Source organism: Veillonella tobetsuensis (assembly GCF_002959935.1).
In the GTDB taxonomy this organism is placed as follows: Bacteria; Bacillota; Negativicutes; order Veillonellales; family Veillonellaceae; genus Veillonella; species Veillonella tobetsuensis.
In genome coordinates, this window is sequence record NZ_PPDF01000008.1 from 462,532 (window position 1) to 489,194 (window position 26,663).

The 26,663-nt window shown below is 36.5% G+C and carries 20 protein-coding genes; 2 read left to right on the plus strand and 18 right to left on the minus strand.

Going from position 1 to position 26,663, the window contains the following annotated elements; genetic code table 11:
• Positions 1–128: 128 nt before the first annotated feature.
• The 3 genes from VTHSUH11_RS05285 to VTHSUH11_RS05300 all read right to left on the minus strand — a co-directional run bounded on the left by VTHSUH11_RS05285 (position 129) and on the right by VTHSUH11_RS05300 (position 3,121).
• A complete protein-coding gene (locus VTHSUH11_RS05285) occupies positions 129–482 on the minus strand; it encodes a Spx/MgsR family RNA polymerase-binding regulatory protein (protein WP_105092887.1) in 354 nt (117 codons plus the stop codon).
• Between the two features lie 118 nt (positions 483–600).
• Complete coding sequence (locus VTHSUH11_RS05290; protein WP_059364390.1) at positions 601–1,179, minus strand: hypothetical protein; 579 nt, start codon at positions 1,177–1,179, stop codon at positions 601–603.
• Between the two features lie 820 nt (positions 1,180–1,999).
• Positions 2,000–3,121, minus strand: coding sequence for a hypothetical protein (locus VTHSUH11_RS05300; RefSeq protein ID WP_105092888.1), 1,122 nt, complete (start codon positions 3,119–3,121; stop codon positions 2,000–2,002).
• 215 nt (positions 3,122–3,336) lie between these two features.
• Between VTHSUH11_RS05300 and VTHSUH11_RS05305 the strand changes: the two genes are divergently transcribed.
• The gene (locus VTHSUH11_RS05305) at positions 3,337–4,668 is read left to right on the plus strand and encodes a hypothetical protein (protein ID WP_105092889.1); all 1,332 of its coding nucleotides are present in this window, start codon (positions 3,337–3,339) and stop codon (positions 4,666–4,668) included.
• Positions 4,669–4,770: 102 nt separating this feature from the next.
• Here the strand turns inward: VTHSUH11_RS05305 and VTHSUH11_RS05310 are convergent, their stop codons facing one another.
• The 8 genes from VTHSUH11_RS05310 to VTHSUH11_RS05355 all read right to left on the minus strand — a co-directional run bounded on the left by VTHSUH11_RS05310 (position 4,771) and on the right by VTHSUH11_RS05355 (position 12,593).
• The gene (locus VTHSUH11_RS05310) at positions 4,771–5,391 is read right to left on the minus strand and encodes a hypothetical protein (RefSeq protein ID WP_105092890.1); all 621 of its coding nucleotides are present in this window, start codon (positions 5,389–5,391) and stop codon (positions 4,771–4,773) included.
• A gap of 568 nt (positions 5,392–5,959) precedes the next feature.
• Positions 5,960–6,529 carry a hypothetical protein gene (locus VTHSUH11_RS05320; protein WP_105092891.1) on the minus strand — a complete coding sequence of 190 codons (570 nt, stop codon included), beginning with the start codon at positions 6,527–6,529 and terminating at the stop codon, positions 5,960–5,962.
• Positions 6,530–6,537: 8 nt separating this feature from the next.
• Entirely contained in the window at positions 6,538–7,110 is a 573-nt protein-coding gene (locus VTHSUH11_RS05325) for a hypothetical protein (protein ID WP_105092892.1), read from the minus strand.
• 90 nt (positions 7,111–7,200) lie between these two features.
• Positions 7,201–8,109 (minus strand): YadA-like family protein, encoded by a 909-nt coding sequence (locus tag VTHSUH11_RS05330; protein ID WP_105092893.1) that lies wholly within the window; start codon positions 8,107–8,109, stop codon positions 7,201–7,203.
• A gap of 884 nt (positions 8,110–8,993) precedes the next feature.
• Entirely contained in the window at positions 8,994–9,581 is a 588-nt protein-coding gene (locus tag VTHSUH11_RS05340; RefSeq protein WP_105092895.1) for a hypothetical protein, read from the minus strand.
• A gap of 55 nt (positions 9,582–9,636) precedes the next feature.
• Positions 9,637–10,194 (minus strand): hypothetical protein, encoded by a 558-nt coding sequence (locus tag VTHSUH11_RS05345; RefSeq protein WP_244899990.1) that lies wholly within the window; start codon positions 10,192–10,194, stop codon positions 9,637–9,639.
• Positions 10,195–10,199: 5 nt separating this feature from the next.
• The gene (locus VTHSUH11_RS05350; protein WP_105092897.1) at positions 10,200–10,766 is read right to left on the minus strand and encodes a hypothetical protein; all 567 of its coding nucleotides are present in this window, start codon (positions 10,764–10,766) and stop codon (positions 10,200–10,202) included.
• A gap of 117 nt (positions 10,767–10,883) precedes the next feature.
• Positions 10,884–12,593: a YadA-like family protein gene (locus VTHSUH11_RS05355; protein ID WP_244899991.1), complete on the minus strand. Its 1,710-nt coding sequence runs from the start codon at positions 12,591–12,593 to the stop codon at positions 10,884–10,886.
• A gap of 882 nt (positions 12,594–13,475) precedes the next feature.
• On the opposite strand from VTHSUH11_RS05355, the gene VTHSUH11_RS05360 reads away from it, so the two are divergent.
• The gene (locus VTHSUH11_RS05360; protein WP_105092899.1) at positions 13,476–15,335 is read left to right on the plus strand and encodes a hypothetical protein; all 1,860 of its coding nucleotides are present in this window, start codon (positions 13,476–13,478) and stop codon (positions 15,333–15,335) included.
• A gap of 279 nt (positions 15,336–15,614) precedes the next feature.
• On the opposite strand, the gene VTHSUH11_RS05365 is transcribed toward VTHSUH11_RS05360, so the two are convergent.
• The 7 genes from VTHSUH11_RS05365 to VTHSUH11_RS05395 form a co-directional block, all read right to left on the minus strand.
• Entirely contained in the window at positions 15,615–15,839 is a 225-nt protein-coding gene (locus VTHSUH11_RS05365; protein ID WP_105092900.1) for a hypothetical protein, read from the minus strand.
• Between the two features lie 290 nt (positions 15,840–16,129).
• The gene (locus VTHSUH11_RS05370; protein ID WP_105092901.1) at positions 16,130–17,560 is read right to left on the minus strand and encodes a [FeFe] hydrogenase, group A; all 1,431 of its coding nucleotides are present in this window, start codon (positions 17,558–17,560) and stop codon (positions 16,130–16,132) included.
• Between the two features lie 143 nt (positions 17,561–17,703).
• The gene (locus tag VTHSUH11_RS05375) at positions 17,704–19,125 is read right to left on the minus strand and encodes an ATP-binding protein (RefSeq protein WP_105092902.1); all 1,422 of its coding nucleotides are present in this window, start codon (positions 19,123–19,125) and stop codon (positions 17,704–17,706) included.
• A 322-nt stretch (positions 19,126–19,447) separates the two neighbouring features.
• The gene (locus tag VTHSUH11_RS05380; protein WP_105092903.1) at positions 19,448–22,399 is read right to left on the minus strand and encodes a type III restriction-modification system endonuclease; all 2,952 of its coding nucleotides are present in this window, start codon (positions 22,397–22,399) and stop codon (positions 19,448–19,450) included.
• Between the two features lie 14 nt (positions 22,400–22,413).
• Complete coding sequence (locus VTHSUH11_RS05385) at positions 22,414–24,468, minus strand: site-specific DNA-methyltransferase (protein ID WP_105092904.1); 2,055 nt, start codon at positions 24,466–24,468, stop codon at positions 22,414–22,416.
• A gap of 346 nt (positions 24,469–24,814) precedes the next feature.
• On the minus strand, positions 24,815–25,198 hold the full coding sequence (locus tag VTHSUH11_RS05390; protein WP_059364442.1) for a hypothetical protein: 384 nt from the start codon (positions 25,196–25,198) through the stop codon (positions 24,815–24,817).
• 46 nt (positions 25,199–25,244) lie between these two features.
• Positions 25,245–26,321, minus strand: a complete 1,077-nt coding sequence (locus tag VTHSUH11_RS05395; protein ID WP_059364515.1) for a Fic family protein — start codon at positions 26,319–26,321, stop codon at positions 25,245–25,247.
• Between the last annotated feature and the right edge of the window lie 342 nt (positions 26,322–26,663).

A 26,663-nucleotide genomic window follows, 5' to 3' on the forward strand; every position in this document is an offset into this window, starting at 1 on the left:
ACACTCTCTCTAAATTATAAATAGTATATTAATTATAGCATATTTTTTACATTTTATGACAAAAAAGGCTGTAACAGAGTGTAGTATTACCACATGCTGTTACAGCCTTTTATGTTGATGAGAAACGATTATAGATTGAGTGCCTCAATCCATTCTTTTTCTTTAAAACCTACTAGAACTTTGTCCTCTAATACCAAAATTGGACGTTTTACGAGCATACCATTAGATGCCAATAAAGCTAATTTTTCCTCTTCACTGAGCCCTGGTAATTTATCCTTTAATTGTTGTTCACGATAAATCAAGCCAGATGTATTAAAGAAAGCTTTCAAATCCTTACCAGATTGAGGATACCATGCAGCGATTTCCTCTGCTGTAGGATTTTCAGATTTAATATCACGGTCTGTGTACTCAATATGATAATCATCTAAAAACTTCTTTGCTTTTTTGCACGTTGTGCACTTTGGATATTCTACAAATAACATAGGAACTCCTTTATCTACATATAACATTAGGAATCATTATTCATATGTATAGTGTAGCAAATATATTGATTAATTTCAATTTATTGTTTTATATATCGTCCGTAGGGATAGCACCTACTTAATTATCGCTTATGATAATCTTCGTCACCTTGCTACCATTATGTTCAAAGAATATACCGCGAATGTTATCGCTATTATATCTAAGATATCCATAGAACCACCGGTTATTAAAGTCGATAAAATCAGGGCGTCCATAGACATCCATAACCTTTTTCAAGGTGTCGCCAACGGCAATGCCTCGAGCAGTTACAGCATCGCGATTGCTTACGGTTATATACCATACGATAGGTCTGCTATCTTGCATCAAGGAATGTCCGAATTTAATGCCTCCATAGGTAAGCTCGTCACGTTTTTCACTAGTCGGCTGACCAAGGCTAGCCTTTACCGCATCAAAAGATGTACCGAGGGACACACCTGCAATTTTCATATCTTCCGCAGGCAAATAGGCCCCTATGACCTGACCGGGTCTATAATGACGATATTGCTCTGCCTTTGGCCAACTTGGTGAAAGTTTAGCATTACTTGTTTCTAAACGATCCATGGCTTTACTCAACCAACTGGCATCAGCAACAGAACTCATATTGCCAGCCAGTAATACAGCAATACCCAAACTAAATACTATAAATTTTGTTCTCATCATTCTCTCCTAAACTCTCAAAACTATATAAATGATAAAAGACTTATAAAACTAGAGAAATTCTCAAATTACCCCCATCCTAGTATCCAAGAAAGGAGGTTCCTCAGTTGTAATAATAAGGGTGTAAGAATTAGGGCTAATATAACAACTAACAGGGTACTCCACAATATACCATAGGCTTTCAATATTAATTCAATAATTAAGAATAAAGATTTAAAAGCAAAAGAAGCCTCTCTTTTTTCTGCTATCCAAGATTTACATGAATAATATATCTTAGGTTTAGATAAAAATGGATGCAGTTTTTTACACCACAACATCAGCCAGGGTATAATCCATATATTACCAAACGTAAAAATCAGTACTAGAACTTTATCACCTAATGGGTATAGTTCCAACACATAACGATCATAAATTAAGCCACAAAAAACATATATAGAAATACACCAAATTACTAAAAGCAATAGCTTTACAACGAGGCCTAAAACAATTTTTATAATTGATTTACACATATTCACAAATATCTAACTCTCAAAACTATATGATATAACAATATAATAACCCTAACGAAAAAGGCACAACCTTACTAGCATAAGTATACTATGCTAAGAAGCATTGTGCCTATTGTTTTATGGTTTATTCGTATTTGACGATATATACAATTCTATCTATAATATAAGAAGATAGTCAGACGAGTCGAAACGTCAGGCGCATCTCGAAAATAGTAAAATCTTAGGAAATGGCCTTTCAGTTATCTAGTTACACTAGGCAACGGAGGGCTATTTTGCTATTGCTACCTTAGATTCCCTAAGGTAGCTCTTTTTTATGCTAGCACACATGGTGTTTTTAGTATTTTCTGAATTATATTGTGCCCTGTGACTACGGTCATTACTGTAGGAGGACAATAGGTAAATGTCGGATCTGGAGAAATCGTTTTGATGTAACGATCGTGTGTTTCCATAAAGGATTTGTATGTATAAAGTGAAAATCGACCATAGTTACCACATAGTTCCCATTTGTCTTTAGCGAGAAGGGCCAGAAATTCATCGGCATGCGGGTCATACGCAATATTAGGTAATGAGTCCGTTGTTAGTCCCGTTTTACTATTGGTAAATGGAGAAATATGGTACATATAGCCTCGCGGTGTGACACAAATCATCCAATTTATGTCTCTACACATAAGGGTTCGTTTATAAACGCCAAAGACCTCTTGTAATCTTGCTTTTCGTACGTAAAGAGCATAAAAGGTTTCTTTATATTCCGTCGGATCATCAGGCTCGTATAGATAGGTTTGTTCCACCATATCATAGGGAATATTACATATATTGGCTAGATCTTCGATAGAATGACGTCCGACTTTAGACGCCGAGCAAATGCGACTTTTAGGAAATAGTAAAATGTATTCACTACCAATATAGTCAGACAAAGCACCAAAATGAGTGCCCTCTTTCCTGTTAAATTCAGGAAATTGCATGCACCGATAATCACCATCAATGCCCGTGCAAGCGTAGCTTTTACCAAAGACAGCCATCCCATAATCCTCAATGTGACTAGGGTCCCATGGCCCCAGGTCATCGCCATAACGCATTTTGCCATTATCATAACGAAGCATCTTAGTATGCCCCGTAGGAGACACGCAGAGCACGCAAGGATACCCATACTGCTGCGTATACCAACCGCCCACGCTGTGCCAATCCGCAATCCGATTTTCAGGCCATGCAAACAAGGTCATTTCCACCGGCTGCTGTCCATGTACACCATTCACGGACGCCGTGCCATGAATCATATGCTTATACCAATTTCGGCCAACCATATACTGCCATGCCAACGGTGGCGTCGGGCCACTTTGGCCAACAGGATTGCTAATCACAATGAGCAGACCCATCCGCGCTTTTCGATAGGGTCTAACAATATCATTAATTTGGCGTACTAAACCTTGATTCATAGGACATCCCCCTTTTACCTTACTAATCTTGATGAAAGCTAACGCTGTTTACACCTTTAGTATAAATGAGTAGATGTGTAAAATTTAGTGCATAAAGGCATGCAAACTCATTACTGCTTAACATATAAGAAAGTTATATAATTATACTTAACAAAGAGGATCTAAGTATTGTTATAGCTCCTATAAAAAGGAGCATGTAAGCAGGAGAAGCTATTATGCCAAAATTACCACTCATAGTGGGTGCTTTCATCATGAGCACTATACTGTCACCAGTAGTGGCCATCGACGTCAACATTCCTGGTGCGGATGCGAAAATTCCAAAGGATGCGTATATAAATTATCAGGCCACAAACCAAGCCATTGAACAGGATGTGTCACATTATACAGAAATGTTAAAAGCAACGGACAAGGATAACGGCATTAGCAAAAGTGCAATCGAATATGCCAAAGCGACCTCTATCTATCGTGCAGAACACTACCATAATACGGTTATTTCTGTGCATGATAAATACGGGCAAGTAAGGCTTTCATTCCCCGTAGGGGGCATAAAGAGCGAATATAATATAGGGCGTTACCAAAATCCAAGTCGCACTATTGAGGATTATCGCGTTATAACCGATAATGGCAGTCTTAATCTAGAAATCGACTATGCAGATTACAAAGATCAGGATTGGCGCAACACTAAAATTGCCTATGAAAAACTAACAGACAAGGACGTTCGTAAGTTCTTACAAGATAAAGCAAAGAAGCGTCCAGAAAAGCATATTTCTGATATAAAGGCGACTGTATTTTCATACCCTACTATTACCTACGGTACCTGGGACAGCATGAAAATGCCTTACCTCAAAAACGATCAAAAAACGACGATGACCGTCGATACCATCAACTTTAAACATATGATGGGCTTTGCCATACGTTACCCTTTATATCACGTAGGTATCGCCTATTTCGATAATAAACCGGTGTTGAATAAGGTGCCTACTGACAATCTACTCGCCAATTACGTGCTTCCATCCGTGAAAAATCTCAATGAGTTGAATGAATATTCACGCATAGAAAACCTAAATGGCATAAAGTATCGTGTACCTAAAGATGCCCTATTCGAAGGTGAAAGTAAAGAAGATTATCAAGATATGAGATATTACAAAAAGGGATCCATAACTTTTTTTGTTTCTACTATCAATCTTACTAATAATCCGTATACTCGTAATAATATCATTGATGGGCATTACAATTTCAGTAGGAATTTACATTCATTCTGGGATATATACCGGTACCACCCAACACCAGAGTATATTAATTACGCTGTTGTATGGAATAATAATATACCTGGCCTATCCATACATAGTTATGAACCATATAGGGATATTCACATCCTAAACTTTGAATCCTATGATGGTACCTATCATTTTATCTATACCATCTTTTATCCAAATTTTCTAAATGCTGAAGAAGTCCAAAAATTACGGAATATGATTGAGTTCTTTGATTCTACGAATAATCCGGAATTTAAGTTACAAGAACATGTAGTGTTTCCAGAAACATAGGAGATTAATACCCATTAGGCATCGTGCAAAATCAACCTAATATTATATATGTAAACAAACAGCCAGTACCGCAATCGCAGTACTGGCTATTGTTATATGTCGCTACTTCTTTTTAGCTTGTTTTTCATGTTGCTCCACAAGGATAAGGAATTCCTTAAAGTTATTGATTTTAACGGCTTGCCATGTGCCATCATCAAGTTTTTTCATAGCAAGGTTAAATGTTACGTCTTGGTTAAGTTCTTTGGAATTAAATGTAACAGGTACAACAGCACTATTGCCGTCAACAGTGGCAGAACCAATGCTTTTGAACTCAAGATCTTTGACACCTGTTTTTTCTTTCATTTCATCAGCTGCTTGTTTTTCTCGAGCATTTTGCTCTGAACTTTCAGGTTGCTTTGCAATAGCATTGTAAATTTCATTGCTCAAAATAGGAACAATCTTAGGTTTCAAACCTTGGAACATCACCTCAGCAAGCTCCTTAAATGGACTATTTTTAATTTCAGGATCTTCCAGTTGCATAGCCACAACATCATCATAACCAGAACCGATAATAGAATCCATATCTACATGCTTTTTGAAAGCATTTACATCATGCTTTTCTACGGCTTCACGAGCAAGATTCAAGGAATAGACAGGGGTTTTCGTGAAGTATAAGAAATACCAACCCAGAATAATCGCCACAACAGCGACTAATGCAGCAATAAACAGTTTCTTTTTAGACATAAAGGTCTCCTCTCATAAAAATAAGCACAATCTTATTAGCATAAGTATACTATGCAAATAAGGATGTGCCTATAATTAATAATTTTATATTATCCTATTTAAAAGTGATGAAATATCATGCTGCTGATTACCAATAGAACCGGCCCTAGTATAATACATAACAGCATTACAATAGTGGCATAGGTTAGCAAACATAATTTTATAAAAAAGTCTATGCTATTAAATATAAACATACCAAAGAAGGAGTTCTCTTTTAAAGAAATGAACCAATCTTTTACTCTATAATAAATTTTGGGCTTATCAAATGCAGGATATAGCTTCTCATACCACAAGATAAGCCACGGCAAAAACCAAATATTCCCAAAGAAAAGTATTAATATAGGAAGATAATCTCTTAATGGATATGCTTCTAATACATATCGATCGTACAGCAATCTATAAAAGCACCAAAAAGAGAGTACCCAAATAAGTAAAAGTACAAGCTTTATCAGAAGCCCCAAAAAAAGTTTAATCATTAATCTGTGACTATTCACTATTCTATCCATTCTAGAGTACTATCGATAATCTATTACAGCTCATCATCATAGGCTATTCCATAAGCCTTTTGATATACCAAATTAGGCAGCTTGTATTTTTCATTGCCAAATTCGACAGGTAATAGAATAGCATTTATATTAGCCATATGAATCTGTTGCTTATGAGTTTGGCCATCATTATTAAAAGCATTGGCACTTGTAATTGTACCAGTAATTCCCGAATTTGATTGTTTTGCATACCATATGGAAATATATGGGTCATTCCCACCGTTCCGTAAAGATGTATCATGCTTATCAATCAAATGGTTCAACGATTGATCCATTTGGTAATCATATTGAATCTGAAGTCCATAAATTAGGTCAGCTGCAGGCATCAGCACATAAACAGTGGCTTCGATACGGCGGTGACCATTAGGAGCTTCTACAGATCTAACGGATGTAAGATCAAGATATTTCCCATCGCCCCGACCAGAATCAACAGTAGAATCAATATGTTGGAATCGTGCCGTATCTAATAATTCAGTCTGTGATATGGCTTGACCTTGCAACGGTAATACGAGGCAGACTAATAACCATAGAAAACATAAATATATTCGTTTCATTGTCCACCTCACTGTACCACAATATCATCAAAGTGTTGCTGATACGTAACCATAAACATAGTATCTGCTAAATCATATAGGATTCGATGATTACGATTCACTGGAAACTTACGTGTATCCTCTGAGTACTTTGTCCATTTCACGGTTCCATCTGCTTCATATCTCGCCACATCAATATCAGACATATATAAGCCAGAATTGCTTTCACTAGCTTGAATCAATGCAATCATGGACGGACTTGGATTCATCGTGCGAGACGAACGAATCAACGTAGCCAATGAGTAATTCGTATCATACTCTACAGTAAGCTGTTTCTCTTGAATCCCAACCCCATAGGTTGCAACCGTAGCTATATAATAGATTCCACGCAATGTGTACTGCGGCGGTGCATAGTGCAAAGACTCTACAGAATAAGTATTTAGGTAAACGTAGATGCCCTCTTTTCCAACAGGATTACTAAACTCATGGTGATGAACCAATTTAAACTGCGGCGATGTCTGTAACTCTTGTAATGTAATTGCCTCTGTAGGCATGGTAAAAACTAGCAACACAAAAGCTAGCATTAAAATACGTCGAATCATAAAAACCTCTCTCAACATAAATAAGCACAACCCTATTAGCATAAGTATACTATGCAAATAAGGCTGTGCCTATAATTTATAAAATATATACTATTTTATTTTTTGCAGTGCCAATTTAATTTCTTGAAGTTCAGCACGTAAATCCGCATTATCAGCTTGTAAGTCCTTAATTTGTTGTGCCATTTCAAAGCGGCTCATTTTTAAGCTAGGATCTTGGTATCCTAATTTGAAAGATGCACCAAGATTGAAGGTACTTTCACTACCTAAGGCAACGCCTAGATGTACCATCGTATTTTCATTCGGTTGATAAGACGTACCGATAGCACCAGCCGTTGCATTTTTATAATGGCCTACGCTAGTCGCAAAGGACCATTTATCATTTGGATTGTAGTCCAAGTAATGCAAGCCAGATAAAGCAGCTGACACAGCACCAGCTTTGTTAATTTGGTTGCCTACGTTCCCCATAATATTGCTAACATTAACATTCGCAGTAGCTGCGCGCAATTGACGAACGTTAACAGCATCTGTATCTGCTTGACCATCGTCTACATTTTCAATTTTCATATCCCCTGCATGAATACCCGCTTCCGCATCATACGTAAGATTAATGCCATCTGGTCGACCATCACTAATAGTTATACCCGTCGGTTTAACTTGTGTAGCATGTACTTTCACAGTACTTGGATCCGTCCCTGGCACAATAGAGCTAGCGGCCCCCACATCAACAATGTTCAATCCATGTTCATCAAAATCCATACTAGTATCGTGATTCGACATAGATAACGTGCCTGGTTTAATAATGACACGTTCATTACTACCATCTGGAAAGTCATCATTAATCCAAAACTGCTTTGAAGAAATAGTGGTACCATCAAAGCGATTATTTGATGACATACTGCCGATAGTAATCGTATCAGTACCAACATTCACTGGTGCGCCCATAACATTCACACTCAAAATAGACAAAATTCCCGTTAACACTAATAATCTCTTATTCATGATAACTCTCCCTCTAACCTACATGGTCTAACACACACAAATAACCCTTATAGATTCTTATTCATACATACTTATGAATATAGATAAATACTGAAAGAAATCTCATATTCTCCAATATAATTTCATTATAAGCACTACTTATTTTTACGTCAACGATGTATTTTCATTCTTTATTCATTTATTTAAAAAGCAAAAATTATGCATATATTATAATTAATTATAGTCTATTTTAAGCAAAAAAGAGCCGCATTAAAGCAGCTCTTTATTAAAATATGATTATTATAAAGGATATCAAAAATATTATTATAAATAAAATAGCATATGATACCAATAGTGATATAGCTAATCCTTTTAACAAATCTATATTAAATATTAATTTCATAACACTATACAACAAGCCAAATCCGCTCAATAACATACCAATAATCTCTAACTCTGAAAGAAAAGGCTTAGATATATAGGAATACATAAATCTAGTGAACAAGATTGTAAATACAACTGTATAAACCTTTACTATTTTTCGTTCCCAACTTATATGCTCCATATAAAACTCCTTTGAGTAAGATTATATCGACAAATAGTAATTAAAACACGAAGCAAGTGAGCTAACATATTCACATCAGTTACTATTAACCTACTATACTACTTGTAATTTATCTATGTTTGACGATGAACAAATCCATCGCTATAATATAAGGATATAGTCAGACGAGTAGTGACGTCAGGCTCATCTCACAAACTAATAACATGTAGAAATGGCCTTTTCGTTTAATCTAATTTCTGAAGAAACGAAGGGCTATTTTGCTATCTCTAGACAAATAAGCGCTACAAGTGCTCCAAAGGATATCATAACTGATAGAATCCCAAGGATAACCATAATGATTTTATAACCACTCAGGGAGTAAATTATATTTTTTTACATCCATCAACACATTACTATTCCCATGCCGATTACGTTGGTATCGAATCAATACAACCTGATTCGTATATTTATTGAATACAAAAGATAAACCTTCGTTGTGATACCCTACGTATTCACCCACATAGTACCCAGTATATTTATCATATCCATGATAGATATCTCCATATGGTTCTGCTGGTCGTCCCCATTCAGTATCCTCAAGAAGCGGCCCATAAAGAGATTCTACTTCGCTTCGCGTCATACCTACCATAGCCCCTTTATTAGTTGCATACCCAGATTTTGTGATATATATCGTACTCGGTTGTGTACACAAATCCCATAATGAAATAATAACCGATTGGTCAGCAGAGATATACATATCATGATAGGAATAACGATGATCCGCTAGCCATAAGGAATAATGGTAATAGTTTAAATAAGAATATATATCCGAATTAGATTCTAAACCGGCTAAAACGCCCGCATCATCAGTTTTAGCAAACGCAGTTTGCCCCAAACAACCAATAATAAAAACAGAACTTAACAAGAATTTTACAAGCGAGTGTTTCAATAGAATCACCTCTTAAAGTTTGTAGCAATAAACACTATATAACAACATATTCATCTTAATTTGACGATATATCATCAAATTGCATACCGTACACACGTTCATACAAGCGGTTAGCCAAAAGATATCCTGCAAAGCCAAAGTCTACCGGAGCTGTTGCCATCTGTTTATCTCTCGCTTCGCTTTGTGCATCATATCGGTTTCCATCTACATGGAACACTTTAAAATCAATAATAGTAGATGAAATTCCTGAATTCTTTTGTTTAGACAACCATAGATCTTTATACGATGCTAATTGATGGGCATCCAATTTCTTAATTAAATTGGCAAAAGACTGCTTTGTATTAAAGGTGTAAAGAACCTGCTTTTCCTGAATCGTGTCACCAGCAGGCATGAGCACATACTGTGTGATGGTAATTTGCTTTGTTCCATTCGGCCCGTTAGAGGCCTTGATGGAATCCTTATCTATATAGGTGCCATCACCATTGCCGCTTTCACCAAAACCACGAAGCATTTCATAGTGGCTAGTATTTTGTAATTCCTGCATAGACATGCTATATGTTGGCACCACACAAGACAGTACCAATGCCATTGTTATATATAATACTTTCATCATCTGCCTCATTTCACCACCACATCTTCAAAATGCATCCGATACGCTTCATAGAATAAAGTATCCGCTATATCATAACGCCTCGTATTCGGAGCCATGCGCAAAATAGCACGCGTAGAGGCTTTCACATGAATCGGCAACGACTGACCATCAAAAGAGAATACGCCTAAGGGTTCCTCAGTTCCCGTCATACCTGCTTTCGTTTGTGCCGCATCAATAACCGTCGTCAACGAGGTGCCGGCTTGTTTTGCATGATATACCTGACTTGCCAGCGACAAACGAGTATCATAGGATACAATCCAGGAATCACTATAAATAACATGTTTCCGCGGTGATTGGTACGCATTGTATACCGTAGCTTTAATTTTATACATAGGTGGTGCATACTCTAATACCTCTATGGAACGCGTATCTAAATACCACGTAGTATGCTCATCCGCATTAGGACCATCAGGCGTTACCTCATAAATCTCCTTAAACTGCGGTGACGACTTGAGTTCCTGTATCGATATCGCTTGGCTAGGTATGGTGAAAGCTAACGCTACTGCTAACATTATAAAAATACGTTTTAACATAAGACTCTCCTCTTAGAGATTATAGTTATAAACACTATAACTCATTCATCTTAACTAGACAAATAGGCACGTTCTCTCATTAGTATACTCTACTTGTGAGAACGTGCCTATTTGTCATTATTGTAATTTTTGTAGCGCTGCTTTAATTTCCTTTATTTCAGACCGTAATTCTTCATTATCTACTCGTAAGGAAGCATTATCAGCTTGTAGGTCTTTGATTTGTTGTGCCATTGCAAAGCGACTTGTTTTAAGTGATGGGTCTTGATAACCTACTTTCACATTTGCCCCTAAACTTACCATATTACGACTATCCCCAAGAGTCGTCGCAATATTAAACATGGTATGATCATTAGGTTGGTAAAAGGCCCCTAATGCGGTGGCCTTCGCATTTTTATAGTTACCTACACCCACACCAAAGCTCCACTTATCATTTGGATTATATTCCAAAGGGTGCAGTCCAGCCAATGCGGCCGCACCAGCACCTATCTTTGCAACTTGGGCATCGGTATACGCATGTGATTGATTAATTACATCAGAATTGATATTTGTGATTTTGCTTTCAACCGCTTTCAATTGTGCCATATTCACAGCATCCGTATCATCTACGCCCTTAGCCACATTATGAATCTGTTGGTTGCCAGCCATAATGCGATTCGTAGAGAATTCAATGTATCTACCATCCTGCGTTTGGCTAGAGAAACCGTTCGTGCCAAACTGACTCGTATTGCCATCGATACTATTGTTGAAAGTTAATGCTGTGCTTTGTAAAGAGGCCGTGTTATGCGCAGCATTAACATAGACACCCTGAGCAGTCAACGAGGAATCTAGGTTCTCTCTAATATTATTAAATCGTACTACATTACTATTAATTTCAGACCTATTAGCATCAACTGAAGGTGCAAAATCAGGATCCTCATACTCTATAAACTTTGCAGAGCTTAACCCCTCTAAGTCTTGATTTAACGACACATAATAATCATCTTTTGTCGTATTAAACTGCCTATACTTGTCGACCGTAATATTAGAGCTACTACTATTCACCGTAGGAATTTTAGACGTAACATAGTTATCAGCCATCTTTAATTTATACTTAGTAGATCCATCTGGATTCTTACCTTCGGTGACGATAATATCAGATGTATACGGTTCGGCAGCAACGGTGGAATGTCGCATAGCCTCTTTAGCCACACTATATAGTTGGGCCCCATTGACAGCATCGGTAGAGGTTTCGGTCATGGCGCCAGGCGCAATTGTTTTCAACTGTCTGCCACCAAAGGAAACCAAACTAGTTGCACCACGTTTAGCATCACTCTTTAAAAATTTAAATTCATTATTAGGGTCTACGGCATCTGGGGTACCAATAGCACGCACATTATTACCAATCGCAACGTTACCACTGGTTGCTATTGAACTTGACCCTATCACGATACCATTACCTTCAGCAGATGACGAATTACCAATAATGGTATTAGGCTGATGTGGATTTTCTGATATGGCTGTATTAGCTCGGCCAACAACAATGGATCCATCACCTTCGACATTATTATGAACACCAAAGATAAAATTTCCTGTCCCAATTGCTTGCCTATATCTTGGCGTAGTCGCTGTATTATTGGCACCTACAATCACATGACTATCATTACCTGAATTATCACGGCCAACGATAATGGAATTATTCTTTGCTGTATTATTCGATCCTACTGCTATGCCCCAACTATCCGTAGTATTCATATTACCAATTGCAATATTAGCCGATGTGTTTGCAGCTAGAGTATTATCTGTTCCCAAATTGACATTACCCTGTAAATCGGCCATTCTTGCAGGCATACTTATGACCCCTAATATATTAGCTATCAATAAGACTTTATATAATTTCATGAAATAACCTCTCTCTTACTCCTTAGATACTATACACACTAGATTCTAACAAGTAAATTGAATTTTATCGAACTTATATCATATTCATTATAAATTCATATAGATTCCTCGTCAACAATAAATTCATGTTTTATTCATTTTTATACAAAAAAGGAGCTTTTGAAAGCCCCTTTTTCATGCATATATATTAGTTAACAACTATATGATAGAACATACGAAAAACAACCATATAGTCAAAGCCATCATGATTCATCTATATTTGACGATGAACAAAACCATCAGTATAATATAAGAAGATAGTCAGACGAGTGGATACGTCAGGCTCATCTCTGAATTACATATACATGTAGAAATGGCCTTTCAGTTATCGAATTATCAAAGATAACGAAGGGCTATTTGTCTTTTCCTAGACAAATAAGCGCTATTAACGCCCCAAAAGCAATAACCACGGTCATTACCTGTAATAGGAGCATAATGATTTCATAATCACTCATAGACTTACCCCTCCCTTCAATAACGAAGAGAGGCCCAACCTCGTCTAACTATCTTATGCTAATTATATATCAAACAAATATACGATACAATAAGCATCGTATTATAGAGATTTATAGATGAAAGCTCTACCTTAGGAGATCTAGGGTAGAGTTTTTTGTGTTTGTAGTATACCTCATTACAACATATCTCTAAATCAATTATGACTTTTTTATCGTATGTAATAAATAGTACGTAATATGAAAGCTTTTACAAAAATAATTTTCTGAAAAGGTGTTGTATGATACTATATAAAAGATGAAGGTTTTATGAATACGTGTATAAAGGAATGATTACGTTATGTCTACTACAAAATTTACTTACAAAACTTATCAGGCACCTACACTGTTTGACGGCTTACAAAATGCCTCTAAAGAGGAGTTATCCTATTTAATCGCACTGCTTCGCCAGCAAACGATGAAAAATATTTTCTCAGATAAGTTCAATAGCACTGTAACTACGGGAAGAAAAGCAATCAACTCGGTTATGGGTTTCTTTGGAAAATCTAAGAAAACAAATGATGACATAGACCGTGAAAGTAAAGAAAATCATCAAGATATCAACAACAAAATTAAAGAAGAGATTCGCGCATTACAAAGTTATTCTCAAGAGCAACTCTATACATTATTTATTGATGAGGTTCGCGAGGAGTTAGATATACCAGATAGCAGTCTAGCCTTATTATCTAATAAAATTATTGCAAGTGCCGCTAAAACAGATCCTTCCATTAATGAAGAGTTAGATATTGAGCAAAAGGCGGATATTATTTACCAAAAAACACTTCAATCCATCATTTCTAGCCTAGAAAAACAAAGTGCTGAAGAGCGTGATGAAATGATTCGTCAACTCGATATGGAGCTAGATAACTTATCATCTGACCGCAAAGAGTTAATCAAACAATCCTTGCAAACAAATCATCTAAGTGGGGAAGTATTGCGTAACAGCTTTCTAAAATCGGGTGTAGGTATTGGTTCACTTATCACCGTCGGTAGTTCCTTTGGGGCTTACATCGCTATCAATACAATCATCCATGCCATATTTACGAGTTTCCTAGGCATCACCCTTCCCTTTGCCGTCTATACTGGTGTAGCTAAAGGTGTTTCTATCATCGCAGGACCAATTGGTTGGTGCGCATTGGGTGGCTATTCTATTTACTCCTTCATTAAAACCTCTGGAAAATTAACATCTGCCATGATGTCTGTTGTTGTATTCATTGCTATGACGATTTATGGCAAAAGCTTTTCCGTCGACGAAAATGGGGCACCTTTATGGATTACCAGTGATTCTATCGAATATCAAGAGTATCAAAACAACCAATACAGAATTATCCAATTAAATGATAAGGTAAAAATCCTTTCCAAAGATTTAGCACTTTCACAAGAAAAAAAACAAAGACTAGAAGCCTCTAAGCAAAAACTGGAAAAAGCATTAAAAACACAACAATCAGATGTAAATAATATAGACCAAGATGCTATCAACGATTTAAAAGAGCAAATTAAGATAATCTCTCAAGAACTAAGTATTGCACAAGAAGATAGAAAAAGTATAGAAAAAAAATATAACTCCCAAATGAAAGAGTCAGAGGTACTTATAGCTCGTAATAAAGAATTAAAAGCACAAAACATAACATTACAAGAAGAATCAAATTATTACCAAGAATGTAGCTATGAATTCGAAGAGAAAAATAAATCTCTACAACACGAAATGACAGAAAAAGAAAATTACTATGCCCAAGAAATTCAAGAACTTAAAGAAGCAATAGTTGAAGATGAACAAGCATATGACAATGATAAAAAACGTCTGGACGAAGGTAAAATTTTACAACGGAAGTTTGAAGATTTTGAGTTAGAGAAACAATTCTTAGCAGATTATACACGCTCTACAAAAACTGTGCGTGATGATATAGACCGGATGCTGATACGACTATATAAAATATCTGATCCAACACAAATTGATGCCACTCATAACAGTAAAATCAATTCATTAGGATTTCCTGTTTATCATATGGAAACAGCTGATGGATATCGCTTATATTATGCGTATTCAAAAACAAGTGCTAAACCAATTCACATTCTTTGTCACTGTATAAAATCAAAAGAAGCCGCCTATTTCAATAAGATGAAAAATTCAGAAACATTAAAGAAAAAATTCAGAAACTAACAGCTTTTGAAATAATATCATTTATTGGGTTCCCCCTAAAATATAATACTATCACCAACTACACCAGAAACATTAAGAACTCCGCCAACACAAAAGCCCCCTCTCATTTACCAGAAAAGTAACCATGGTGAAAATAATAACAACTGGATTATCTAAGACCAAGATGGTCAATTAGCTAATTTCTATTATCAATAAAACAAATGTCAAAAACTCGTATCACAACAAATGATACGAGTTTTTCTATAATCTGTTCTATTATTATCCCTGAAATTATAAGTCTTAAATACTATTACTGCTATAATCTGAAAGCTCCACTATTTCACTAATTTCACTAGCAAACAATTCATAACAATCAACATATATCGATGCTTCATCTGGTTCATTATTTGCACCCGAAACAAATGAGTCTAACTTGCCTATCAATGACTCTCCATCAACAAATCTGACCTCTACATATGTTGATCGTATTTCATAATAACGATTATATAACTCTTCCTCAGTCATACACTCACCTCCAAGAACAAAGTCCTAATATCACCTAAACCACAAACGTATATAGAAAAAGACCCCATCTGTCCCAAAACCGACTTTTGGCCCTGCGGAGGCCGCAGGCCGGGGTCAGACCCCGCCGATGATTCCCATCAAAACAATGCCCTAACATCACCTAAACCACAAACGTATGTAGAGAAAGCCCCCATCTGTTCCAAAACCGACTTTGGCCCTGCGGAGGCCGCAGGCCGGAGTCAGACCCGGCCGACGGAGGATTTTGGAACAGATGGGGGCGTCTACTATAACTACCCTTTGTACTTAGGTGATGTAGGGCATGTTTCAGGCACCACGTCTTTGCGGTCCCCTAGTTGTGCACTACGGTCTGTAAAGTGTGTATGAAGTAGTTCGTGTGCTTTATGTCCTAGAGGTTCGCCCAAGAAGTTTTTGTAAAGGTCTTGAATTTCAGGATTTTCATAGGATGCCACGTATTTGTAGTCTTCATCCACTTTGTAAAGTCCGCCAATACGAGCTTCTTTTGTTTTTACGGCTTGTGGTAATTTAGTGCGTGGTTGACCACCGCCACCAATGCAGCCGCCTGGGCAAGCCATAACTTCGATAAAATCATAGTGTTTGCCATTTTCTTTCAAAGCGTTGAGGAAATCACGGGTATTTTTACCGCCATGTACAACAGCAACGGATAATGTTAGGTCATCGCCAAGTTGTACAGTCGCTTCTTTTACGCCATCCATGCCGCGAACATCTTCTAAATGAGTCAATGCATATGGAGGTGGTTCTTTATCTGTAACGAGCTTGTAAGCCGTACGCATAGCCGCTTCCATAACGCCACCAGTGTTACCGAAAATGATGGACGCACCAGTTTCCATGCCGATTAAATCATCGAATTGAGAATCTTCGAGGCTTTCAAAATCAACATGTTCATCGTTGAGCCAGTAGATAAATTCGCGAGTAGTAATAGAAATATCTGTGTCGAGGCCTAGGCTTTCATCATTGTGATAACGAGCCGCCGCATTTTGTTCCTCCCGCTTGGTTTCAGCCTTCTTAGCTGTACAAGGATTTACAGATACAGACACGATGTTGCGAGGGTCGATGCCCTTTTTCTCAGCAAAATACGTCTTAATCATAGCCGCTTCCATGGCGATGCAGGAACGAGTAGAGGAAATATTCGGCAACAATTCAGGGAAATAGATTTCCGCAAAGCGTACCCATGCAGGGCAGCAACTAGTGAATTGAGGAATCGTACCGCCATTTTTAAGGCGTTCCACGAGCTCAGATGCTTCCTCCATAATAGTCAAATCGGCACCAAAGTTCGTATCTACTACGTAATCCGCACCAAGTTTACGAAGGGCGCTAACCATTTTGCCTTCAAGGAATGTGCCAGGCTCATAGCCAAAGCCTTCTCCGATAGCTACGCGCACAGCTGGTGCAGTTTGGATAACCACAATTTTGTTTGGATCCGCAACGGCAGCTTTCACCTTATCAAGCTCGGATCTAGCATGCATAGAATCGAATGGACATGCAGCCGCACATTGACCGCAGTGAATACACATTGGCACATCGCCTGTGGATTCGAGGTCATAATAGTCGAGCACGCTCATCACGTCAGCGCAGGCACGACGGCACAACGTACAGTTTTTACATTTAGAGATGTCATGAGTAATGGCAGGATTGTCGAGTGCAATTGGCACACGTTTATCGATACATTCAAATTGGGACATGAGGACCTCCTCGTTTTGTATAATCATACTTAATGTGAAAGTAAATTTTTCTATACCTTAAGCATAACAAATATGGGGGTAGTTCATCAACGTACCGAGCTGGTAGGAATTGAAAGTATACGAGCCTTTATATACAACAAATTTTATAGCTCATACATCATTGGTAAGTCAATGAGCTCAACCCGTTTATTGTCTTCTATGAATCCGAACCCTCGTTTGCTAAATAACCAGTAATATGGTTCACCATGCAATACGCTAGCCTTGTCCTTGAGGGATACTAATACATCTAAACCGATAGGGTTATTTTTCCATTTGCACTCGCCCACTAACAAGTGGTGCACAGGCTCTGCATTAGTGTCCTTTTGTATATCTGCTAAGGCTACTAAATCGATTTCTACCTGTTGTCGTGTTCTGCTGTCAGTTCCCCACCAATGCCCCATTTCTTGTGGTAAAAATGGAACTGTTCCACAGTGAATCCGAGCCTGTACATATTGCTCCGCCATCGTTTCAAATACAGGTCCCATGAAATGTGAAAGCATAGGTTTAACGTATTGCGTATATACAAGATTGCCATTAAAGTTTTCAATAGCGCCTTGATTCGGCTCTACAAAGCGATACCAAAAGGTATACATAGAGTCTTTAATCGCATAAATACTTTTATTGGATGTAGATCCAACAGGATGTATTTTTTCAATAATCTGTAAGTCAATAAGGTTTTTTAGGTAATTATTCAAAGCCCCCGTCATCATATCTACCTTGGTGGCAATTTCATTATTACGGCTAGCTCCCTTAGCGATGGCACTAAGTATGGCATTATACTGACGCGGCTCCCGAAGCTCCTGCTTTAATAGACTAGATGGCTCATCCACAAGGCGCCCTGTTGGTGTGAAAAACAAGGAGATAATGCTTTCATCAAGAGAATCACCGTCCCTAAAATATGATAAATATTCAGCCACACCACCGGTAAGACCAAAGGCAATGGCACTATCCTCGTAGGAAAGGTGTGGCACCATTTGATGGGCCTCGATATACGTGAAAGGTTTAATTTTATACTGCGCCGTGCGACGACCATAGAGAGGACTCTTGTGACCGAGCACCTGATTCTCCATAAAGCTCATGGACGAACCGCACAAAATGAGCATTAACTGAGACCGATCTTTATACGCATCAACCAAAGCCTGCAGCTCGGATGAAACAGATGGAATAGATTCTGCCAAATACGGATATTCATCGATAATAAATACGACTCGATGATTCAAACTATACTCAAATAAATGGGTTAAAGCTGCAGAAATCGTCGAAAAGGCCGGCAAAGTCGACTGTAATTGCCCTGTTTTAACCATTCCTGTTGCACGATATACAGCCTGTGAAAGTGCTTCTAAATTGTTGCTAGCACCCGACTCAAGGCCCACCATATAGGCACCCTCATGGGCCGCTAAAAAATGATTGAGCAAATACGTCTTACCCACGCGACGTCGGCCATATACAATCGCGAGCTCAAAACGATTTGAATTATATTGCGCCTCAAGGGATGCTAATTCATTTTTACGCCCTACAAATACCATATTGCACCTCCTTATGTTACTATCAGATAATATCTATCTTTATATGTGTATGTATAGCTGTATAGCTGTATAGCTGTATGTCTATATGCCTGCATATCATTATATTTTTATTATTACATATAGTATAACACGATATAGTATATTATGATATACTATATCGTGTTATACTATATCAACTTGGAAGATAAAACCCTTATACCACTAGTGAATATCTAGTATTATAAGGGTTTTCACACACACGTTTTGTCCTATAAGTCTCGCTTAAATAATTCAAGCAGACCAAATGCAGACTAATCTATATAGCTTATATTCATAGTATTAATTAACCTGCTATTACATCATCTATAATTTGCTTAACTTTTTTATTGCTTAACTGCGTATGAAATGAAACAGTATATCCATCAATAGTAAGCTGTTTAAAAAAAGCCTCCGCACATTTTATCTTAGCCTCTTCAATTCCGCGGAGTATAGATTTATTTTCTACAAACTTTGTTTCCACAACAATATTCAATTCCTTAGTTCCGTCCTTATGCTTTACAACATACATAAAATCGGGACTATAGTTTTCCCCAACAATAGTAGGAATAGCAACACTTGATTTTGGTATTTTTCCGTATACCACCACTTCATCTATTTCGGTCATAATATTTGATTTTTCAAGAGGTGAGTCAAAGGCAATCTTATCATATAAATATTTATCCGAAGGTGTGCCAGACACAAATTTAGTACCTACAGCTCCTTGCTTTATAACCTCTCTAGGAGAGCCATCTTTATACGTTAAGGCAGTTTCAGTTACCGGTTGTGTAGAGCGTTTATATTTAAATCGAGTTTGCATTTTTTCTATACGCCAATCTGTAAAAGCTGAAATAATATTAGCAACAGAATACTCGTTGATGTGTTCATCCAAGATTTCTTTTTCCTTAGCAAGCTTACACATTGCTTTATGAATTTCTATAATAGGAATACTAGTCTGATGGCTAATTCGTTTTAAAAATTCATTATATCGAATAGGGCGTTTTATAGTGTATGAAACACCAGAAGACACTTTTACAACCATATCCTTACCTTCTGTTGCGACTTGATCTCTATGGCTATATAAAGTGACATTGCCGAAAACGCCATGTTTTCGTAAAATATCGTGAAGTGCATTCGGTATTTCATCAGATAGGTCAGCATCGTAAAACAAATAATACTTGTGATTAATGCGTTCCCATAATTCTTTTAGCTCTGAGTACACAGCTTTTCGTACATGAATTTCTACTTTTTCATTCTTATTGCGATCATCAACCTTACGACTATCTATACCTGCAGTAAATTCAGGATAGTCGAAATAAAAGGCATCTCGATTTTCAATATTAATCTCATACTTTCGATTGATGTATTTTTTCGAAAGCAATTCTATAAATAAGTCATCTGGATTAACACCACGTTTTTTAGCTACTTCATCCAAAGCCTCTGTAGATAACATTAGTACTTCAGCTAGTTCGCCATTGATTTCATCAATCAATTTTTGTGCAAAATCCGCTTCGGTAAAATCTACGATGTAATTGAGTTTAAACTCTTCATTAGAAATTCGATTCCCGTTTTCATCTACAGGAAGACGAAGCCCTCGACCTACTTCTTGTAGTTTACTATTATCACTTCCGCTAGACCGTAATTTCGCAATAGTAAATATATTAGGATTGTCCCAACCTTCTTTAAGAGTCCATTTAGAAAACAAGAATCTTCTTGTATTAAAAGAACCATCATCATTACGAAGTGAAATAAGTCCTTTCTTATTATGAAGAATATCCGCTACTTCACTTGCAACAGCTTCATCTGAATCACTATTATCCTGTGCAAAATATCCAGCATGACAAGCAGAAATATCTGCCTTACTGGCTTCAAGATAGGCCTTATATTCTTGTTCATTATTAGAAAGTGTTTGTAATACTTCTTCGATTTTTTCAAGCAACAGTTTCTCAAACATCACTTTCAAATATGCCTCTTTACCATCAGCAGAATTACGATAAGAGGTAATATCATCAATGAAAAATAGCGCCAGAGTTTTAATTTTAAATTTTCTATCAGAAAAATTCTGCCGTTCCGTTTCAAAATGTCTTTGAATAGCTAATTTCAACATTTGTTCTTGGTAAGATGAGGAGTAAATATCCGTATTAAATTCTTCGCCTTGAAATTTTACCTGTCCATTTACTAATTCAATGAAGTTTTTACCAATGGCACTAATTGTCAGTCCTTCAAAGGATGAATCAATCATAGATAGCGAATCACCCATAGTAAGAGTGTAAGATTTTGTTTTCTCTCCACGTTTCTTAAATTGAAATGTAGCGGAAGTTTTTGATTTTATGGACAATAATTTTACCTTTTCTTCCTTTTTGGATAAAGGTTCAAAATGTTCCTTTGAAACACCTTTAATTAAGTTTAGATTAAAGGAATCACAAGCATTTAATTCATATATGAGATTGTTAAAGTCTTTGAACGTCTCTTTATTTTTACCTTTACCAATAGTTATATCTGGGAAGGTTGCACCATAACGGATAATCATCTGTGGACACAGCTCTTCAACAATAGCTGTATATGCTTTTTGATCACGAGAAAATCTATGTGGTTCATCAATAATTACAATTGGCTTTGTCGCTTTCAACGCATCAAAAGGCCTATAAAAACCCTCAACTAGGTAATCATAATCTGAGCGTGTAAGCATATTACCATTCGTCAACAGTTGCATATTTACTAACAATACATAAATTTTGTTAGTATTTTGACATGAGCCATTTACAAAATCTCGTACAGCGGATGGCATTGCTAAAAACCCTTTTTTCTTTTTCTTTGGGCTTTCCAATATACCTAATTCAATATCACAGTTATATCCACACGCATCAGAAAAATGTTGCTTTACATAACTATCATTTATAAACTGTGCTGTTCCTGCTTTGATAGCAAGAGATGGAACTGCAATTATAAATTTGTTAAAACCAAACTTTTTATGCATTTCATAAATTGTCTGCGTATATACATAGGTTTTCCCTGTGCCTGTCTCCATTTTAATATCAAGATTTAGATACTCCCCCTCATCGCGGCAACCTCGATATTCTGCACGAATATTCTTTTGAACTTCAATTAAATTATTTATGAGAGCTAATTTTTTTCTATCAAATGTAGGATTTTCATAAGAATATACAGGCGTTACCATTGTAATCCCATCAAGGGAGGAAATTATAGCATCAACTGCTTTTTGTTGATGATCTAATGCTCGTTCTAGTATCAGTTCCAAAACCTATACCTCCCTTAATATCTAATATCAAAATTAATTTTTAAGTTCTTTTCAGAATCACGCAGAATTTTAACATTTGTTTTCAGGTTTTCCATTTCTACATAGTTAAAGCTATAGCCAAATAGAACTATATTTTGAGGATTAAATGTACCTTCCATATTATATTTCTCAATAAGAGATTTAATTGCATCTTCAGTAATCCCTGGATTGATAAAGTATAAGTGGTTTTCACACCAATAAGCCGTATATTCTGCAAGATTTACAATTTTACAATCGTTAACAAACCCATAATTATCATGTACCAACCAAGTTGTAAGAATAGTTGAAGTATGGAATTTATTATATACAGTTATATCTGTAATAAGTTCGTTACTATCAAACTTTTCCATCTTATCTAACGTGTCTTGGTCAACCTCAGTCAATGTGTAATGTTTAAATCCAAGATCTACTGTGGTATTAGGATTACGTTCTTTAATTTTTAGGGATGAAGCTATAATACGCTCTATGCCAATATAATCTAAAGTATGGGGTCTCTTTTGTCTGTCAAGAAATCTAATCGCATTTTTTGCAGATTTTTTATCATCACCAGTCGCATATTTTAACTTAGAATCTAAATCTTCTGGTAACTGAATCGCAATAAAATGTATTTTTTTATTCAGTTCTTCATTTAAATGCATTACCGCATCAGCGGAAGATGCTGATCCTGAAAAGAAATCTACTATATAAAATTCATCATCCTCTAATAATGTAAATAAAAGTTTCAAGAAGCCCATATTTTTAGGTGCCGAAAATACAGGAGCCTCTGTAGATAATAGCTGTTTTAAATATGTCCCAGCTCCAGTAGTTGTAAGTTCCATGCTATAGTCTTTTTTGACACCATTTACAATAGCCTCATATTTTCTATTTACCAGCTGACTTTTCATTCTAATCGTATCAGCATAATTCTTTTCATATATCTTTTCGGTAGAAAAATCTAAAGCACTATTCTTAAATAATTCTGTAAGTTTTTGTGCAGTATATGTATTTTCTATTAGTGAACCATCTCGAACAGAAGCATATCTTACATAACCTGCAGATACTAATTTTTTATCTATCTCCCCTACAATTTCTTTCTTAGTTACTAAATCATTTGTCTCTTTTTTATAATAAACAGAATAGTTTTTATCGGACTCAACATTAGAAACTAAGTTATTAAAACTATTCTCCCCAACTAATACTCGTTTACCACTATTATGAACATAGTTTCCATTTTCATCTAAAATCATATCACTTGCAGCTTTAGGAACATTTTCAATAAAATGTGCAAGCTCTTTGTTCTTTGAATAAATTAAGCAGTACTCTGAGCTAACAGCAATAAAATCAGAATTTTTTCTACCTTTGGGATTATTTTCAACAGAAAGACAAGAAATAAAATTTTCTGCGCCAAAAATATCATCGCAAAGTAATCGTAAATTACTAACTTCATTATCATCAATAGAAATAAAAATCACGCCATCTTTTGATAATAAATCCTTTGCAAGCTGTAATCTAGGAAGCATAAATGTAAGCCATGCAGAGTGCGAAGCTCTTCCACGTGTCGTTAAATCAATAATATGATTAGCTTGTTCCTCATCGATACTTAGTTTTTCAACAAGGCTTTCAGCTGTAAAATTAAATTTATCATTATACACAAATCCATCAGATCCTGTATTATATGGAGGATCAATGTAAATACACTTAACACGACCTGCATATGATTTAAGAAGGTGTTTCAATGCATCAAGATTATCTCCACTGATGTATATATTTTTACTATTAGCATTTTCAGGAAGTATATTATGCTCCTCATCTGGAATGATGACAGTTTCCGTATCAAGTGAAGCCAGCATTTTTGCATAGTTTTTTCCCAAGAATTTTAATTCATAACCTTCATGAGAAATATCAATTTTATCCTTTAAAAATTCAGAAAATCTTATCATATCAAACGTACCATCAGCACGAAAGCATGATGGAAAATTCTCTTTTAAAATATGTATCTCCTTTTGATTTGGCTCAACCAATTCATTTGCTGCAAGAACATCTTTGATCATTCTGCTTTACCCCTTACCTTAAAATCAAACCATGCCTCTTTAATATCAGCATAATCGATATCGTTCTTAATACAAAATGCTTTTTTATTTTTCCTAAGAACATCTATTGCATCTACTTCTTTTAAATATATCAAAAATATAGTGTTATTGTAATATATAAATATATATCTTTTTACCTTTGGAATCCATCGCGCCTAATAATACCTATATTAATATAGTCGTCTATCTAGCAGAAAAAGAAAACGGCATAACCTACAATATTGTGTAAGTTATGCCGAATGATTAAAGCTTTTGAAAATTCCTTGTACGAATTTTCAGCGGACTGCTTTTATTTATAAGATGAATCTTATTTTTTACCTTGTTTTGGCCACAAGTAGTTGAATACTGCTTCGGATGGGGAACCATCTACAACTGGACGATCTTTGCCGTCAACTTTATCTTCACGTTCTGGGTAACCTTGTGGGTTATACAATACAACCTTTTGGTCTTTCACAGTTTTCTTTTTGTGGTTGAATTCTTCAGTTGCAACAAAGTGGTAACCTTCAGAATCTTGCGCTTTGATTGCTACAGTTGCAGTTTTGTCGTTCTTTTGAACGCTGTCTTGGTCGATGTACCAAGTGATACCAGAGCTATCTTCGCCAAATACTTGCCAGTTAACAGCACTAGCAGAACCTAAACCGCATGCGCAAATCGCAGCAGCTGCTAAACATGATGCAAAAAATTTTTTCATATATTTCACCTCGTTTAAAATCAAATTTAATTTATTATACCATATATTAAATGTATTTTGTATGAAAGTTTATTTTTTGCAATGTTTTTATATAAAATGTACTTCGCCCTGCACCACGACGTTCTATAAAGCCTTCCTCAACAAGTTCTTTCAAAGCCTTTTCTACAGTAGATACTGCAATATCTGGCTGCTTTTCAAGAATCCCTGCTTTTGTAACCTTACCGATGGTAGCACTAATAATGATTTTTATACGATCCTTTGCACATAACGACGTAGTCAGTAATTCAATACGGCTTTCAAAATCACGATAAGCTGCCAATATAACGCGAAGCATATATTTTACGAAAGGAACTATATTTTCCTCACCCCTATGCCAATCAATCCCCGACTCACCTAGCGCCGCATAGTAACTATCCTTGGTACGCTCAATTTTTTGCTCTAAGCTGATGAATTTACCAATCATATACCCATTTTGATACAAAAGCAACGTCGTCAGCAAGCGACTCATACGACCATTCCCATCATTGAAAGGATGGATACACAGAAAATCGTGTATAAATACAGGAATCACCAGCAATGGATCTACCGATTTATCTTGGAGAACCGCATTAACACCTTGGCAAATCTCATCAATAGCAGCAGGCGTTTCATAAGGTGCCAAGGGCTTAAAGCGCTCCACCTCAGAACCATCTGCAAGCCGTTCAATTATCGAGTTCTGTACATTTTTATATTGTCCACCTATACTCTTATGTGAATAAGCATACAAATCGCGATGCAACTGCAATACAATATTACTATGTAACGTAATATACTCATGATTCTCATGTATTGTGTTCAACACATCACGATACCCCATAATCTCTTCCTCATCACGATTACGAGGCATCACCTTATCCGCCACCAACGAACGAATCCGAGCCTTCGTCGTCACAATCCCTTCAATCCGATTCGACGACTCCACACTCTGCACCTTCGCAATCTCCACCAACCGCGCCACACTACTAGGCCGCTGCGACACAAACAAATCCTGCCGCCCCTTATACTCATGAATCTGTGAAAGCAGCGACACAACCTCACCACCCCACAGACAATCCCCTAACCTATGATAATCAAAACTGCGCATACCACACCACCTTTCCCCTATCCACATTATTCTCCCCTAATTTTAACATAATATAGGGGATATATTAAGGAGTCTTTTTTCTCCCCTCTCCAGCCCTTTGAGGAAAATAAATTTTTTGATAAAAAGAACTCAATTCTCTGAATTTGTATAAATGATAGATTATGAAAAGAGATTGATAGGTTCGAAAAAACGACTTTACCTACTCTCTACCCTCGGCCCTTTGAGGAAAATAATTTTTTAGATAAAAAGAACTCAATTCTCTGAATTTATATAAATGATAGATTATGAAAAGGGATTGATAGGTTCGAAAAAACGACTTTACCTACTCTCTGCCCTCGGCCC

Coding starts and splice junctions, on each gene's coding strand:
- VTHSUH11_RS05285 (WP_105092887.1), bottom strand. CDS start 482: ATGTTATTTGTAGAATATCCAAAGTGCACAACGTGCAAAAAAGCAAAG.
- VTHSUH11_RS05290 (WP_059364390.1), bottom strand. CDS start 1,179: ATGAGAACAAAATTTATAGTATTTAGTTTGGGTATTGCTGTATTACTG.
- VTHSUH11_RS05300 (WP_105092888.1), bottom strand. CDS start 3,121: ATGAATCAAGGTTTAGTACGCCAAATTAATGATATTGTTAGACCCTAT.
- VTHSUH11_RS05305 (WP_105092889.1), top strand. CDS start 3,337: ATGCCAAAATTACCACTCATAGTGGGTGCTTTCATCATGAGCACTATA.
- VTHSUH11_RS05310 (WP_105092890.1), bottom strand. CDS start 5,391: ATGTCTAAAAAGAAACTGTTTATTGCTGCATTAGTCGCTGTTGTGGCG.
- VTHSUH11_RS05320 (WP_105092891.1), bottom strand. CDS start 6,529: ATGAAACGAATATATTTATGTTTTCTATGGTTATTAGTCTGCCTCGTA.
- VTHSUH11_RS05325 (WP_105092892.1), bottom strand. CDS start 7,110: ATGATTCGACGTATTTTAATGCTAGCTTTTGTGTTGCTAGTTTTTACC.
- VTHSUH11_RS05330 (WP_105092893.1), bottom strand. CDS start 8,109: ATGAATAAGAGATTATTAGTGTTAACGGGAATTTTGTCTATTTTGAGT.
- VTHSUH11_RS05345 (WP_244899990.1), bottom strand. CDS start 10,194: ATGATGAAAGTATTATATATAACAATGGCATTGGTACTGTCTTGTGTG.
- VTHSUH11_RS05350 (WP_105092897.1), bottom strand. CDS start 10,766: ATGTTAAAACGTATTTTTATAATGTTAGCAGTAGCGTTAGCTTTCACC.
- VTHSUH11_RS05355 (WP_244899991.1), bottom strand. CDS start 12,593: ATGCCTGCAAGAATGGCCGATTTACAGGGTAATGTCAATTTGGGAACA.
- VTHSUH11_RS05360 (WP_105092899.1), top strand. CDS start 13,476: ATGTCTACTACAAAATTTACTTACAAAACTTATCAGGCACCTACACTG.
- VTHSUH11_RS05365 (WP_105092900.1), bottom strand. CDS start 15,839: ATGACTGAGGAAGAGTTATATAATCGTTATTATGAAATACGATCAACA.
- VTHSUH11_RS05370 (WP_105092901.1), bottom strand. CDS start 17,560: ATGTCCCAATTTGAATGTATCGATAAACGTGTGCCAATTGCACTCGAC.
- VTHSUH11_RS05375 (WP_105092902.1), bottom strand. CDS start 19,125: ATGGTATTTGTAGGGCGTAAAAATGAATTAGCATCCCTTGAGGCGCAA.
- VTHSUH11_RS05385 (WP_105092904.1), bottom strand. CDS start 24,468: ATGATCAAAGATGTTCTTGCAGCAAATGAATTGGTTGAGCCAAATCAA.
- VTHSUH11_RS05390 (WP_059364442.1), bottom strand. CDS start 25,198: ATGAAAAAATTTTTTGCATCATGTTTAGCAGCTGCTGCGATTTGCGCA.
- VTHSUH11_RS05395 (WP_059364515.1), bottom strand. CDS start 26,321: ATGCGCAGTTTTGATTATCATAGGTTAGGGGATTGTCTGTGGGGTGGT.